Genomic DNA, 14,770 nt, shown 5'->3' with positions numbered 1-14,770 from the left:
GTTACAGTCGCTGAATCAATGGAAATCAGCTACGAGAAAACAGATTCTGTTTTAGCAGATCATACTGACACGTTAGCTGAGGCGATTGGTGATGAATTAACATTTAGCTGGATTAAAGGCTTTAAACCTGCTGTTGGCGGCGGCACAACAGTTGAGTATATTCCTGCTGCCAGAAGAATAGCAACAACAGGAGCGGATACTGCTGTAAATGGTGTCGATGGTCAAACAGGAAGTCGTAAAGCCTGTACTTACAAAGAGTTTGATATAATGCAGGCTACTTTCAATAAAGATAACGTGCCAAAGCAAGAACGTTATGCAATGCTTGAATCATTCATGTTAAAAGAGTTTCAAAACTCACTAACAGGTAACCAGATGGCAGCCTTTCAGGCAACCGCCGATTTAGCAAACGGTATTGTAGGTAAATATGCAGGATTTACAATTTTAGAAAGAAGCTCTGTTTTGGCTATTCAGGCTAACGGAACTTTTAGACTTCCGGGTGAAGCTTTAGGAGCAACTGACAACTTAGCAAGCATTTTTTGGCAAAAGCAAAGCGTTACTAAAGCTCTTGGAGATACTAAATTATTCCAGGACATGGATAACCCATTGTACTATGGTGATATTCATTCAGGATTGGTAAAAATGGGAGGCCGTTGTCGTCGTGAAGACTGGAAAGGCATTGGGATTATTGTCCAGGCTCCAACTGCATAAAAGAAATCTAAATTATAAATATGTAAAAGGCTGTCTCTTGATAGCGACAGCCTTTTTTTAAACCTACTCACAGTGATAGAATATTACGACATTTTTATCGACTTCATCAAAAAATTAAATCCTTACATATTGGGTGGTGCAATTGGTGCAATAATTAACAGAATGCGAAATGAAATGTCTTGGATTGCTTTTTTAAAATCGGTCATCATGTCAATGTTTATATCGTTTTGTGTGGGTACTTTTTGTAAAGATTATTTATTGCTTCAAAATGAGAATATCATTTTTGTTGCCTGCGGTCTATCAGGGGCATTTTCTAAAATCATACTTGATGAGTTTGAGCAAATTTTAAAACTCGCATCAGTTTACGCAAAATCAAAATTAGGAATATCAAAAAAAACAGAGGAATGACAAAACAAGACTATGTAAACTACTTGTATCCTTATGCATTAGCAAGTCAAAAGTTAACCGGAATTTCTGCCATTGCATTGTTAGCACAAGGCGCACTAGAGAGCGCATGGTTTTCGGTTGCACCAGGCAATATGATTTTTGGTGTAAAAGATACGGACGGTGTTAACGGTAATGAGCAGTTGCTTACAACTACAGAATATTCAAAAAGTGCAAACGCCAAATTTCCAAACATCATATCAATAACTCCGGTTGTTAGAAATGGTCAGAAATGGTACAAGTACAAAATCAAAGATTATTTCAGAAAGTACGACACCCCAAAAGACAGCTTTGTCGATCACGCTAATTTCTTTTTGAAAAACAAACGTTACGCAAAAGCTTTGACAGTAAAAAATGATCCTTATAAGTTCATTGATGAAATAGCGAAAGCAGGTTATGCGACAGACCCAAACTACGCAAATAGTTTAAAGAGTATCGCAAAATCAATTGAAAAATTAATTCCAAAATCATAACATGAAAAATCTAACAATCAAATTTTTGCTGTCCATCCGAAAGTAAATATAAAAGATAATGTACTAACGGTTGATTGTGAAGCTGAGGCGTTCAAATTGTTTGCTCAATGGAAAGATGTTTATACTAAAGAGCATCAGCAAATAATTAAAAAAATACCCTATCCGGTTGAGCGGCAACTTACATGGTGGCAACAAACACAAATTAATTTAGGCAGGTTGTTTTTAGTCCTGTTGGTCATCTTAATAATTGCGGTTGTTGTCCGGAAGTGGCAACTGGCTTAACGATTAAATACTAATTAAATACTATTTAAAATGGCGTACGAAAATGTAGTCGATTATTTCGACAGACACCCATCAAGCAATGAATGTCATGTTACTTCAGACGAAAGAATATTTCATACTAAAGGAGCTGCCGACGGTCATGCAAACGGTCTAAAAGACAATAAAGTCAATTCGCATTATAGAAGTGATTTCGAAATCATAAAAATCAATCAAAATTCGCCTGATGCACAAAAGGAAAACCTTAATGATACGAAGACTAATCCTTTAGAATTGTTGAAAAACTTTGATCCTAAAACAGCAATTTATCCTGAAATAAAGGAGCTTGTTAAACTTTTAGGCCTGGAATCACCAACGCAAAAACAGCCTGATCTATTAGCTACTATTGAAGCCTATAGAGTAGCTATTAACACTGAAGTAAAACAATAATGACACAAGGTACCGGAACGCCAAAGGTTACTGTAGCAGTAACCTCTGGCAACCTACAACGTCAAGTACAGGTTCTGGATGGCGTTGCAGGACTTATGGGAACGGCTGAAACAAAAATCGGCGTTATTGAAACTGTTTTCGGTTATGATGATGCAGTCGCAAAGGGTTATACCGCTGTAGCTGAACCATTTTTAAACAAGGCTATTGAAGTTTTTTATCAGGAATTAGGAGGTAATCAGGCTTTAACGATTCTTGGTGTAGAAGATACAATGACACTTACGCAAATGGTTACTTCGACCAATGCGAATGGTCTTAAAAAGTTGCTGAATGCGGCACAAGGGACAATTACCGTTGTCGGATTGATTCGAAAACCAAGTGAGGCTTATACAATGCCGGAAGATCACTTTTTAGATAAAGATGTCGAAGACGCTTTATTAGCCGCTAAAACATTAGGACAATATCAACAGTCAATCAACAAGCCGGTACGAATGCTTATTGAGGGTAGAGTTGCTGACTTAGAGGCTGATCTATTTGAACCTAATACAGTTGGAAATGGTTTTGCCGGTGTTGTACTTGGCAGTAATTTAAATGATGGTTCTAGTGCCAGCGGTGTTGCATTGGCTTTGGCAAGAGCGGTTAAATATCAATCTCATGTCAAAATTGGAAATGGACAAAACGGCCCTTTGACAATTTCAGAAGCTTTTATCGGCGACAGAGCTATCGAAGATTACTACCTGGAAGAATTAGACGCTTTTGCAAATGCTGGTTACACTATTATGCATCGTCGTGACGGATCAGCAGGGTATTATTTTGCAAGGGATAATATGGCGACTGATGACGATTTTAGAATCCTGGTAAATGGTCGAATAATCGACAAAGCGCAAAGAGTCACTACAGCAACCGCAACGCCAATGTTGGAAACTTCTGTTCGTGTTAATGCTGACGGGACAATCAATGCGACTGATGCAAAAGAGTTGGAAGAAACGATTTTACAGCAGTTAAGATCACAGTTAGCCGGACAGGCTAGCGATTTTGAGGTTAATGTACCAACCGATGCAAATATAATCAATACCAGCACCGGAGGGATTGAAGTAAAAGTGTTACCTCTTGGTTATTTCACCTGGATAAAAGTAACAATAGGTTTAACCGCTAATTTATAGCCATGAATGTAAATATAACATCCTCAGAGTGTGCATGGTCAAACTTTGAAGTAAAAATACTAACCCGAACCATTAAGGGGTTGCGCGGGTTTGGCTTCAAAAAAGAAGTCGAAAAAGAGCATTTGTATGGTGCCGGTGATGAAGCTATCGATATTCAAAGCGGAAATATCAAATGTACAGGAAGTATAAAGGTATTAGGTTTTGAAGCCGATGCAATGAATAAGTCGGCACGCTTGGCAGGTTATGAAGATATAACCGAAGTACCTCACGAGTTAATTGTAATTACCTGTTCGTTTAAAAAAAGGTTGATTGATCCAATTTCTACCTATATCGCTTCGGGTGTTTCTTTTACGGAATCAGGTGTTGACATGGAACAAAACGCCAAACACAGAGAAATTACTTTGCCATTCCTGGCAATGAATGTAAGATTACCATAACATAAAACAAAAAAGCATGAACAAGAATGCACAATCAGGAGATTTAAAATCTGCTTTCGCCAATCGTAAAGCAAAAGAAGTTGAAAAACTTAAAGAAAACGACCTAACGCCGTATATCAAACGATTTACTCAAAAAAAGCTTGATGAGTGGAAAGAATTATCCGGAGATCGCAAACTCATCTTTTTGAAACATGAAAATGATCTGGCAGTATTAAGACCTCCAACAGCTGACGATTTAGGTGACTACATGGAAGCCATCGGAACCAATGGACTTAGTAAAGCGGTTGCAATGGTCATGGAGCAACTTTGGTTGGATGGTGACATTGTCCTTATTGAAGATGAAGAAAAATTCATTTCTGTTTTCTTGCAGATAAACAACATCTTGGAAGGGAAGAAAGCTGAGTTTTTTCGCGCTTAGCAATAAAGGCATAAAAGATTGCCAAAATAAAAAAGCTGGATTAGACTACCTAGTTGTATTTGGTAGTATGAAGTTCGGAGCAAATGCCTTAAAAGAATGGGGTGATGAAAAATTTTTCTACCGTACCGGTATTGCGCTTGAATTGTCAAAAAAAGAAGAAACTTAGGTTATGAATAATACGATTGATTTTGTTTTAAGAATGCGAGACATGGCAAGTTCGAACATAACGCGAGTTGGTTCGGCTTCCCAGAACGTTTTTAACAGGATGAGTCAGTCGGCTAATCAAATGACTGGGCGTAACCGGGTATTAGGAATGAGCTTTAGCGAGCTTCAAAATAAAATCAAACAAGTTGAAGACACGATCAGTAGAAGTACTATTCCTAGTCAAATTGCAATGGCCAGACGTGAATTAGCTTCTTTACAAAGGCAATCTGCAAACCATGCAGGAAATACAAACAATATGCCCGGAAGTTCTAAAGGAATTGGTGTTGGTGGCGTTGCTTTGGGTAGTATGCTTGGAGGGATAGCCACGGCAGGAATATCGATGGCAGTGGGTGCCATTCAATCGGGGGTTTCTGAGATTGTAACACAAGCCAACGCCAAGGAAAAGGCGGTAACTGGTTTAACTACGTTCTTAGGAAAATCTGGAGCTAGTGAAGCCTATAACAATATTCGAAAAGATGCTGCGGCAACGCCTTACGATACAGCTTCATTGCTTGAGGTAAATCGCTCATTAATTTCTGCGGGATTGGGTGCTAAGCAAGCTAGAACCGACTCAATGAACTTAGCAAATGCCGTTGCTGCTGTTGGTGGGGGTAACGATGTATTGAGTCGAATGGCTGCAAATATGCAACAGATTAAAACGGTAGGTAAAGCTACTGCGATGGATATTCGCCAGTTTGGTATTGCCGGAATCAATGTGTATGAAATGTTAGCCCGATCAACAGGTAAAAGCATTGACCAAGTTAAGGAAATGGAAGTGAGTTATGAAGACTTAGCCAAGTCGTTAGCTATGGCGGGTGCTAAAGGTGGGATTTACGAGGGTGCATTAGCCGCACAAAGCAAAACAAGAGAAGCCAAGTGGAATACTTTTAAAGAAAGTGTGCTTAACGGATTGGTTGATATGTATGATGCGTTTTCACCCATTATTAGCAGGGTGTTAGATATTGGGGTTGCCTTTGCTAATAACATTGAACCAATGTTACAGCGTGCCAAACCGTACATTGATTACCTAGCTGGTCAATTTGGTAAAGCCGTTGACTTTGTTCGAAATATTTCAAAAGATACGGGTGGCTGGGCTGATTATTTGGCCATAGCCGAAAAGCACTTTTCAAATGTTTGGGAGTTTGTGAAAAAAACCGGAGCACAGCTATGGGAGTTGGTTTCGGGTATAATTGAGTTTGTAAGACATTCCGAATTAATAAAAGACGTATTTAGGTTCTCAGCGTGGTATCTAGAAAAGATTTTTCACATCATTGGAGGTGTTCTTGATGTTATTTTATGGATTTGGAATACTGTATTACAGCCTGTTTTAGGAGCAATAGACAAAGCTTACAAAATTGTAAAAGAATATTTAGGCTTCGGCGATAAAGAAGTTAAGGTTCATAAAAAGCTAACCTTATCAACTCCAAAACCTAATGACCCTGATTCACCATTAACCGGTGGAGCTTCGGCAATGGCCTCAAATTCTGCATCAGGTAAATCAGCCGGTGAAACGGTGTCCGGTGCTGGTCCTAAAGTGACGAATATTCACGTAGGGAAGTTTTTTGAAAACCTGCAATTTACAACAATGAACGCTAATGAATCTGTTTCAGAAATGGAAAAAGTTGTAATGGAGTGTCTGGCAAGGATAGTATATAATGGTTCTAAAATGGTTTAATGATGGTAAGTACTAATACGATATTTGATCTTGCGAAATTGTACAAGACCTATTTTGGCAATAATCCTTATTTTATTACTGATAATTCAGAACAGCCAACCACACAGGAAATAGGTTACTCAATAACAACCGAAAACACAAGACCAAGAGGCAGTATTGACTATTCAAGTAAGAACATACCTTTTAATAAAATTGGCGCGTATGGTCAGGCTATTTGGTTTCCGATAACCTTAAGAGCAACTGACGGTGGCGAATTTACAGAAATTGAAATCGAAGCCTGTACGGTTGGAGTAAGTTTAATGAAGGAAATTATTAGAACGCCGGTTAGTGAGCGTAAAGGAAAAGTAAAAGAATGCTTTTCTATTGACGATTACAGGTTTTCTATAAAGGGGTTTTTGATTGGTCAAAACAGACTTGTTCCAGAAGATCAAATAAACAAGCTTAAGAAAATATTTGAAAGTACCGGAGAAATTGAACTAAACGGAGGTTACCCCGAAATATTTCTTGATGAAAGTTGCAGGGTTGCCGTTAGTAGTTTGGATTTTCCAGAAGTGCAAGGAAAGGCCGTTTGGATACGTCCCTTTTCAATGAATATTGAAACGGATTACATACAGGATTTAATTATATAATTAATGTTTTATTTAACCAGCGACATCACAATTGGAGGATACCCAAATATAAAACCGTCAAAAGTTTCGTGGAAAACTGACATTAATAGTTTTACAGATACCTGTACAATTGAATTGCCCAGGATTAAGTATTTGACAAATGATAAGACGATAACAGAAGATAAACAAGAGCCAAACAACCGAACGGGTTATCTTTTTAAAGAAAACGACAAAATCAGCATATTACTGGGTTATGATGGCAATAATGTTAAGAGGTTTGAGGGATTTATCAAACGTGTAAATATGGGTATTCCCGTAAAAATCGAATGTGAAGGATATAGCTATTTACTATATGACATCATTTTCAATAAAACCTATTCGAGTGTTACAGTTAAACAATTACTAACTGATCTATGCTCAGGAACTGAAATTGTTTTGTCTTCTGAAATTCCAAATATTCCGTTAAAGAATGTGCGATTTAAAAACGCTACCGGTATTCAGGTTTTAGAGTGGCTCAAAAAAGAGGTGCATTTGTCTGTTTACTTCAATTTTAACGAATTGTATGTAGGTACCCAATTTGGGAAAAAAGGCAAAAGAGTAAAGTTTCGTTTGGGTTGGAATACAGTTAAGGACGATGATTTTAAGAAAAGAATAGTCGATAAGAATGTCAGAATCGTAATTCAGGAGAAAGACGGAAAAGGCGAAGTTAAGCGTACCAAATCGGATGCTGATAAATACGACAACGAAAAAAACGTAAAAGTAAAAGCCGGATTGCCTAGCGATCTATTAAAGCAAATCGCAAACAGATTGCAGACAAAAAGCAATTACAACGGCTACGAAGGTAACATAGTAGCGTTTTTAGAACCTGCAACAAACAAAGGTGACATTGCCGAAATAGACGGTTATAAATACCCGGATAAATCAGGAAGTTTTTTTGTTGAAAGCGTTTCTGGTGAGTTTGGAAAATCAGGAGGCAGGCAAACAATCCAATTAGGGTTTATAACATCATCATAATGTCAACATTCGAACAAATAAGAGAAGGATTTAAAAACATAGCAAAAGATCATGGTCCTGCTGTCAGTAACATTGCGAAAGTTAAATCTGTTGATGAAAGTACGGCAATGTGTGTACTTGAAGATGAAGACGGACAGGAAATATTAGATGTACGACTTCGTCCGGTTCTCTCAGATAAAAAGAGTTTTATCCTGGTGCCGAAAGTTGGTAGTTATGTTCTGGCCGTTCGTGTTGAGGATGATGATGACTGGATGATTATTGCAGCGGATGAAGTGACAAAGGTTGGTTATTACATAGGCAATACGATTATCGAAATTGATGCAGCGGGTTTTTTGTTTCAGAAAGAAAGCGAAACCTTAAAAAAAATCATGGTCGATTTTCTGGCAGCAATTAAAGCGATGAGCTTTCAAGTTAATACAACAGGTTCCGCAACTGCTCAGACAGGAACAACGAATGTGTTGATTAATGAAGGTCAATTTACTGCTATTGAAACAAGGATTAATCAGTTTTTAAAATAGGTTTAAAATGACAGATTTTTTATTAGATGATGATTTAGACCTTTTGGTTACAGATGGTGATTTAGTTGTAGGAGAAAGCACCGCACAGCATCAAAAGATGCTAATTTTGATTGATAAAGGAGAATTTAAAGACGTGCCAATGCGAGGCGTTGGAGCGCAAAGATATTTAGAAGATGATAGCCCCGAAAATTTAGCCAGGGAAATTAGGCTTGAATTTGTTGCCGACGGTATGACAGTAAATAAAATACAAATAGGATCAGACTTGAAAATCGAAATTGATGCAAAATATTAGAAAATGACAGCAACTGTTTTAGTCTTACAATCTTGGTTTGATTTAGCCATACAACACACAGGAAACGTTACTAATGCTTTTGCTCTCGCTCTTGCAAATGGTGAAAGGTCGGTTACTGATGATCCGGTTTCGGGTGAACAAATAGTAATCCCTGATAGTATGACAATTTACAAAAAGGAAGTTGATTATTTAAAAAGTAAAACAGCAATCCCGGCAACGGGAATCACTCAGGATCAATTAGAACAATTTAAACCACCGGTTGGAATAGGTACAATGGTAATAAACTCAACTTTTATAGTAGGATAAAATGGCAAGAACAATAACAGATATTCAAAACGGAATTTATGCTAAAATTGCTGCTGATCCAACGCTCCCAAATTCAATAAGCCAGTCGGCCACTTATCGACGTTTTATTTTTATAATAAGTTATGCGATTGCGCTTTTAGAATCTCTTTTCGACACTCATAACCAAGAAGTACAAAATATTATTGAGGCTAAATTTCCGCATCGCCCATCTTGGTACAGAACTAAAGCTTTAGCGTTTCAATACGGACATGATTTAATCCTAGACACTGACAAATATGATAATACTGGGTTTACTGATGAAGAAATTGAAGCTGCTAAAGTAATTAAGTATTCCGCTGTTACTAAATCAGGCGGACAATTACGTATTAAAATTGCGACAGAAGCCGCCGGAGTTTTGGCACCAATTACACCAGAAATTAAAAGTGCATTTGATTTTTATATTGATGAAATTACCGATGCGGGAGTAAATTATTTAGTCTTAAACTTATTGCCGGACATACTATTGTTGAACATTCAGATTTATCGTGATCCTTTGGTTTTGGATGCAAACGGAATGAGTATTCTAAATGCAAATTATCCTGTTCAGGAAGCAATAAATGAATATATGAAAGAGCTTCCGTTTGATGGTGAATTGGTTTTAGCTCATTTGGTTGATAAATTACAGCAAGTACCAGGTGTAAAAGTTCCACATATTGTAAATGCTGAATCTAAGTCAATTAATATAGATACTAACGAGTATAATGATGCTGAGCCAATTAATGTAAAAACAGTTCCGGTAAGTGGATATTTTACTATTCCAAACTTTGACAATATAGCCTATGTGGTATAATGTAGATTTTGACAAACTCATCCTTTTGCTTTTGCCAACTCCGACGCGTAAGCCAAAGAATTTCGGTTTTCTACAAGCTTTGACTTCGTCTATTGCAAATTTGCATTATAGATGGTCAAGAATGCGTGAGGAGAATTTGAAAAAGCTTTCGTACAACTCTCAAAAGTGTTATTTAAGAGGGGTTTTAAACGATAGGTATGATCCAGAAGAAAGACGGATTACCATTAAAAATAAAGTAAATAAAGCTCAGGATTACATCTACACACAGGCTGAAAACTTACCTGTGTATTTAGGAACAATGTGGTTAGAGACAGAGTTTAATTATGAAGGATCAACAATTGACTTCATGGTTAATGTACCACAGGAAATAATGAATTTAAAAATAAACGAGATAGTCGCCACAATCGAGTTTTATGTTTTGGCCGGCAAATCTTACCAAATAATAGCAATATGAATAAACTAGACGTTAATCAAACCGGAGGATTTCCACTAACAACGAGAATACTGGACGAACTGCAAAAAATTTCAGCCGTTTTTAATGGTTTGGGAGGAATTGCCGGAGATAAGACCATTTTGTACGGTTGTAACGTTACTGGTTCAACGGCTAGTGATGGGGTTGTTTTTGTAAACGGTGAAGTCTTCTTATTTAAGGGTGGTATTGTGCAAACAAAAGTTATCATAAAAGAAGACACTGAAAATCTTGTCTTCGAAAATAACGAATCAAAAACGGTTATCAGAACTCGCTATGTACAATTTGGTTCAGGAATTGGCGCAATGGATTGGGCTGACTTCAAAAAACCAAAGGAGACAAAAGAAATTGAAGCTGCTCTTAATAGTAAAACGGATTTGACCACTTTTGAAGCTTTAGCAGATGCGTTTGCCATAGTTTATACAAAAATGCTGACAATTGAGACAGGAGCTCAGAAAAATCTACAAGAGGTTTACGACTTTCAGATTGTAGAGACACTGAACCGCCAAAACGGAATAAATGATAATGATTTTACAAAAAACTATTATGTTGTTAATCCTCCATCCGGTTTTACTATGGCTCATTTGAAAGGCTTTACCGCATCGATTGCAAAAATAGCTTTTAGCGGCAATGTTGACAATAGCGATACGCTTTGGTGTAAATATTCAGTAGGCGCTAATAATGTAACGATAACTTGTAATAATTCAGAAAACCGCTCAGTATCAGAGGTTAGTTATCTGGCGATTTGGAAAAAATAAGACACTATGGCATATATAGATACAGTAAAAGAGTGGTTTAAAACCGGGTTAAAACCTACACAGGCTCAATTTTGGGCAAAGTTTGGTTATCTGAGATGGAAAGATGAAAAAATTCCGGTTGAAGACATTCAAGGAATTGAGGAAATTTTGAATGATAAAGCTGAGGCAGCAGTATTAACAAATCACTTAACAGATACTAACGCTCATGCATTGCAATTTGAAGGCAAAGAGGATAAAGAAAATAAAGGCGAACCTGATGGGTACGCGCCTTTAAACGAGTTTGCGAAAATTGCATCGCAATATCTTGACATTGTTAATGATCTTGTTACCGGAGGCGCAACCTCTTTGCTGTCGGCAGAACAGGGAAAAAATTTGCAAAATCAAATTAATGGAATCAACACAATTCTAACATCAAACGATGTTAATCTTGACACCGTCCAGGAGTTGGTAAATGCAATTAAAACGGTTCAAACTTCATTAAGTACAATCTTGGTAAATGATCTTACCACAGGCGGTGTTACCAAGGCTGCGACTGCCGAAACTGTTAAAATCTTGAAAGGTTTAATCGATTCATTGACAACGGTTGTGAATGGAAAATTAAGCAATATTATAACAACCGTTAAAACAATTACATCTGCTAGTTTGGTTACGCAAGATGTAGCAGGATTTGTACAGTACATTAATGCACTATCAACACCTTTAGTTGTTGCAGCAAATGAAACAGTCGAATATCAATTAAGCGATACCGGAAAGGTGTTTAAGTTGCTTTTAAGGGGTAGAAGCTTCGGTACAGGTCAAACCTCAATTACGGCTACCGATGTGGAAGATACTACGTTGTGGATGAATAAAGATTTGAAACTTTCGAATTATTCAAACGCACGTAATGATGGAGCTTTGCCAACTAATAAAATTTTATCACCCGATGCAAACGGAAATTTAAAGCTTTACACGATGGCGACAGCTCCGGCACCTTTCATTGAGGAATTAATACCCGACTCTCATTTGCCAAATGCAACAGGCAATATTGAGCTTATAGGTGAGTTTTTTATCCCGGCAATGTGTTTGGCTGCCAATTTGAATAATGCTAATGGTATTCAGATTACGGGACAAACAATTAATTATGCCACTTTCGTGAATTCGCAAAAAATATTGATGAATGTGACTACTGGTAGTGCAGAAGGTTCTTTCTCAATAACTTGTAATAATGGATTAAGCACTACGAAAAATAATGCTTTATTGATTATTTTGGGTGATGTTTTCGCCCCTGTCACCTCAGATTGGTCTGCTGAAACAGGAGCAATAGGTATTGATAACAATAACATTCAGACAATTGCTTATGGTTCAACTGGGAGTGCAATTTGGGAAAGGGAGTTTGATTGGACTAAAGACTTTGAAGTAAGAATGTTATTTAATAAATCGCCACTGGGTTCACCAATAAGTCCACAGTTTCCAGTTTTTCAATTTCTTAATGTATCAGATAACAGTAATAAATTGCGACTTGAATGGAATTTTCCGGGGAATTTCTGTCAAGGAAGAACATATTTAGACGGGGGGGCATACCAAGACACAATTTTATATAGCGGCTCCATAACTTCATTGGAAACTTGGAATAATCAAGTTGAAGGAAAAGAATTAAAAATTAAATGGCTAGACGGAGTATTCACAATTTGGCATGATGGGGTTTTAAAAAGAACTTTCACTAACGGCTTATCCCAAAATGTGAAATTAAAGGTAAATACTATTAGAATTGATATTCTAAATATAAAATATATAGAATTAGCAACATAATTATCATGACACAACTAGTTATACAACACTACTTAGATAAGTATCAAACAATGGCTAATACCATGACGGATATTGATTTCAGCAATTTATCATTTCTGACAGAAAAAGAGCCTATTTATAACATGGCAGGTCAAAAGGTTTCAAAATCCTACTTTGACAAAAAAGGCCGTGAGGCAGTAAGAATTTGTTATAACAGAATTTACGGGAACTATATCTATAACGATGTGGTTTATCCAAATGTTTTTTTAGGCTTTTCAAAAACTGTATGTTACTTAGACTGGTCAGGCGAAATTGTTAACAGAAAGTCGTTACAGCCGTACGAATTCAATTTAGAGCCTGTTTTTTTAGGAGATGGTACTGAAACTGTTGTCGGGTTTTCAAGCCAAAAACAGAGAGAAATTTTGAAAACAGAGCGTTTTAAAGCTGATGACTATCTGGCTGGTAAAAATCCTCAATTGTACGCTTTTTTGTATGCGAAATATGGCAATGTTTATAATACTTATTTACGTACAGGAATCAAAAACGATCTTGTTGATGCTTTAAACAATGAAGTCGATACAGAAATATTAGCGGTTTTAAATAACGAGGTTTTTGGCTACGAGCCCATGACTGTGAAAGAATTAATAATTATGAATTTGCAATAATATATGGGAACAATTTTAGCATTTTTATCTGTTTTACTTGCATCAATATTATTTCCTATAGGCCTTGCAATAACGTTTGTTATCAATCTTTACAGGAGGCGTTGGAAATTTTCATTTAAACGTTTAGATCAGCAATTTTTAAGCATTGCTACGAGCGTTGATACTTCAGGTAACGTAATTTGTAAAGACTTGTTTAACCTTATTTTAATTAAGAAAGGAGGTTATCAATTCGGCAATAGGAAAGAAACTATTTCAAGTGTTTTGGGTAAAAATCAACGCGATGGGACGCTTACCAAATTAGGCATAAAAGTTTGTAACGTGTTGGATTGGTGGGATGAAAACCATTGTTATAACAGCATAGACAGTTTAGTGTAAAATTCCCAGGAGGCGGAAATAAAAAAAGTCCTCCAACAATTAAAAACTTCTCAACGGTAATTTAATTAAGCACAAAGCCACAGCGTTGGAGGACATAAGTCTTCTAATGTTGTGGCTTTGTTATGTTTTATAAATTCCGTGAGAGGTGCAAATATAGAATAATCAATCATCAATCAAAAATCGAAAATGAATAAGTATCATCAAATACTGAATAAAATCCTTGAAAAGGGTAAGAATCAAACAAATAAAAAAGGCTCAAATTTATTTTTATTGAATGAGGCTTTACGGCTTAAGCCTATTGACCTGTTAGAATTGTTTGAAGGTCATGCAGTGGCCAAAAAGAAGTTAAAAGATGAGTTACAGTTATTTTTGGCTGGTGAACGCAACACAGAGGCATATAGGGAGATTGGTGTAAGTTGGTGGGATTATTGCGGTCCCATATTAGTCAATTCTTACCCAACGTATTTTGAAAAGCTTCCGAAACTCATTGAAAAGATTAACAGAGAGAAACGAACGTCTAAAAATTACGTGCTTTTTCTCGGTTCTAACGACACCGAAACCAATCAACAACCGTGTTTAAGCTTGATACAGTTTCAAATTGACAACGGCAAGCTAATAATTAGCGCATATCAGCGTAGTTCTGATGCAAATCTGGGATTACCTTCGGATATTTATCATTTGTATCTAATATCAAAGAAAATCGATATGCAATTAAAAAGTATTACTTTGTTTCTGGGTAATGTACATGTTTATGAGAACAATATTGAAGGAACAAAGCAGCTAATAAATGGTGAATCAGTTAAGTTTAGTTTAAACGTTGGTTAAATGGTGTTTAAAGTATAATTAAAAAGCCAATGTGTTATGCATTGGCTTTTGTTATATTTGTCTGTAAAAATGTACATTTCATTTTAAATTTGTGTACATTTCATTTTTGCGATTATA

General features: G+C 36.6%; 20 protein-coding genes. All 20 read left to right on the top strand.

Annotation, left to right across the window (positions count from 1 at the left end):
- Window positions 1-708: hypothetical protein (locus GXM17_RS20660; RefSeq protein ID WP_208796470.1), on the top strand; the 708-nt coding region annotated here is incomplete at its 5' end.
- Window positions 709-780: 72 nt separating this feature from the next.
- Window positions 781-1,116, top strand: a complete 336-nt coding sequence (locus GXM17_RS20655; RefSeq protein ID WP_163401415.1) for a hypothetical protein — start codon at window positions 781-783, stop codon at window positions 1,114-1,116.
- Window positions 1,113-1,625, top strand: a complete 513-nt coding sequence (locus GXM17_RS20650) for a glycoside hydrolase family 73 protein (protein ID WP_163401414.1) — start codon at window positions 1,113-1,115, stop codon at window positions 1,623-1,625. The genes GXM17_RS20655 and GXM17_RS20650 overlap by 4 nt, the downstream gene beginning before the upstream one ends.
- 312 nt (window positions 1,626-1,937) lie before the next feature.
- A complete protein-coding gene (locus GXM17_RS20645; protein WP_163401413.1) occupies window positions 1,938-2,333 on the top strand; it encodes a hypothetical protein in 396 nt (131 codons plus the stop codon).
- A complete protein-coding gene (locus tag GXM17_RS20640) occupies window positions 2,333-3,493 on the top strand; it encodes a DUF2586 family protein (protein ID WP_163401412.1) in 1,161 nt (386 codons plus the stop codon). The genes GXM17_RS20645 and GXM17_RS20640 overlap by 1 nt, the downstream gene beginning before the upstream one ends.
- 2 nt (window positions 3,494-3,495) lie before the next feature.
- Complete coding sequence (locus GXM17_RS20635; protein WP_163401411.1) at window positions 3,496-3,930, top strand: hypothetical protein; 435 nt, start codon at window positions 3,496-3,498, stop codon at window positions 3,928-3,930.
- Window positions 3,931-3,946: 16 nt separating this feature from the next.
- Window positions 3,947-4,348, top strand: coding sequence for a hypothetical protein (locus GXM17_RS20630; RefSeq protein WP_163401410.1), 402 nt, complete (start codon window positions 3,947-3,949; stop codon window positions 4,346-4,348).
- Window positions 4,349-4,556: 208 nt separating this feature from the next.
- Complete coding sequence (locus GXM17_RS20625; protein WP_163401409.1) at window positions 4,557-6,227, top strand: tape measure protein; 1,671 nt, start codon at window positions 4,557-4,559, stop codon at window positions 6,225-6,227.
- A complete protein-coding gene (locus tag GXM17_RS20620) occupies window positions 6,227-6,856 on the top strand; it encodes a DUF6046 domain-containing protein (RefSeq protein WP_163401408.1) in 630 nt (209 codons plus the stop codon). The genes GXM17_RS20625 and GXM17_RS20620 overlap by 1 nt, the downstream gene beginning before the upstream one ends.
- 3 nt (window positions 6,857-6,859) lie before the next feature.
- Window positions 6,860-7,849: a hypothetical protein gene (locus GXM17_RS20615; protein ID WP_163401407.1), complete on the top strand. Its 990-nt coding sequence runs from the start codon at window positions 6,860-6,862 to the stop codon at window positions 7,847-7,849.
- Window positions 7,849-8,367, top strand: coding sequence for a hypothetical protein (locus GXM17_RS20610; protein WP_163401406.1), 519 nt, complete (start codon window positions 7,849-7,851; stop codon window positions 8,365-8,367). The genes GXM17_RS20615 and GXM17_RS20610 overlap by 1 nt, the downstream gene beginning before the upstream one ends.
- Window positions 8,368-8,374: 7 nt before the next feature.
- Complete coding sequence (locus GXM17_RS20605; protein WP_163401405.1) at window positions 8,375-8,659, top strand: hypothetical protein; 285 nt, start codon at window positions 8,375-8,377, stop codon at window positions 8,657-8,659.
- Between the two features lie 3 nt (window positions 8,660-8,662).
- Entirely contained in the window at window positions 8,663-8,965 is a 303-nt protein-coding gene (locus tag GXM17_RS20600) for a hypothetical protein (protein WP_163401404.1), read from the top strand.
- Window position 8,966: 1 nt separating this feature from the next.
- Window positions 8,967-9,794: a nucleotidyltransferase gene (locus tag GXM17_RS20595; RefSeq protein WP_163401403.1), complete on the top strand. Its 828-nt coding sequence runs from the start codon at window positions 8,967-8,969 to the stop codon at window positions 9,792-9,794.
- Complete coding sequence (locus tag GXM17_RS20590; protein WP_163401402.1) at window positions 9,784-10,248, top strand: hypothetical protein; 465 nt, start codon at window positions 9,784-9,786, stop codon at window positions 10,246-10,248. Before GXM17_RS20595 ends, GXM17_RS20590 begins: the two co-directional genes overlap by 11 nt.
- Window positions 10,245-11,021: a hypothetical protein gene (locus GXM17_RS20585; RefSeq protein WP_163401401.1), complete on the top strand. Its 777-nt coding sequence runs from the start codon at window positions 10,245-10,247 to the stop codon at window positions 11,019-11,021. The genes GXM17_RS20590 and GXM17_RS20585 overlap by 4 nt, the downstream gene beginning before the upstream one ends.
- Window positions 11,022-11,027: 6 nt before the next feature.
- A complete protein-coding gene (locus tag GXM17_RS20580; protein WP_163401400.1) occupies window positions 11,028-12,809 on the top strand; it encodes a hypothetical protein in 1,782 nt (593 codons plus the stop codon).
- 5 nt (window positions 12,810-12,814) lie between these two features.
- A complete protein-coding gene (locus GXM17_RS20575; protein ID WP_163401399.1) occupies window positions 12,815-13,453 on the top strand; it encodes a hypothetical protein in 639 nt (212 codons plus the stop codon).
- Between the two features lie 3 nt (window positions 13,454-13,456).
- On the top strand, window positions 13,457-13,828 hold the full coding sequence (locus tag GXM17_RS20570) for a hypothetical protein (RefSeq protein ID WP_163401398.1): 372 nt from the start codon (window positions 13,457-13,459) through the stop codon (window positions 13,826-13,828).
- A gap of 186 nt (window positions 13,829-14,014) precedes the next feature.
- Window positions 14,015-14,653: a thymidylate synthase gene (locus GXM17_RS20565; protein WP_163401397.1), complete on the top strand. Its 639-nt coding sequence runs from the start codon at window positions 14,015-14,017 to the stop codon at window positions 14,651-14,653.
- Window positions 14,654-14,770: the final 117 nt, after the last annotated feature.

It is taken from the genome of Flavobacterium fluviatile, from assembly GCF_010645065.1.
GTDB lineage: Bacteria > Bacteroidota > Bacteroidia > Flavobacteriales > Flavobacteriaceae > Flavobacterium > Flavobacterium fluviatile.
Note: the sequence above shows the minus strand (reverse complement) of the source record. Positions and strands in the feature narration are given on the sequence as shown.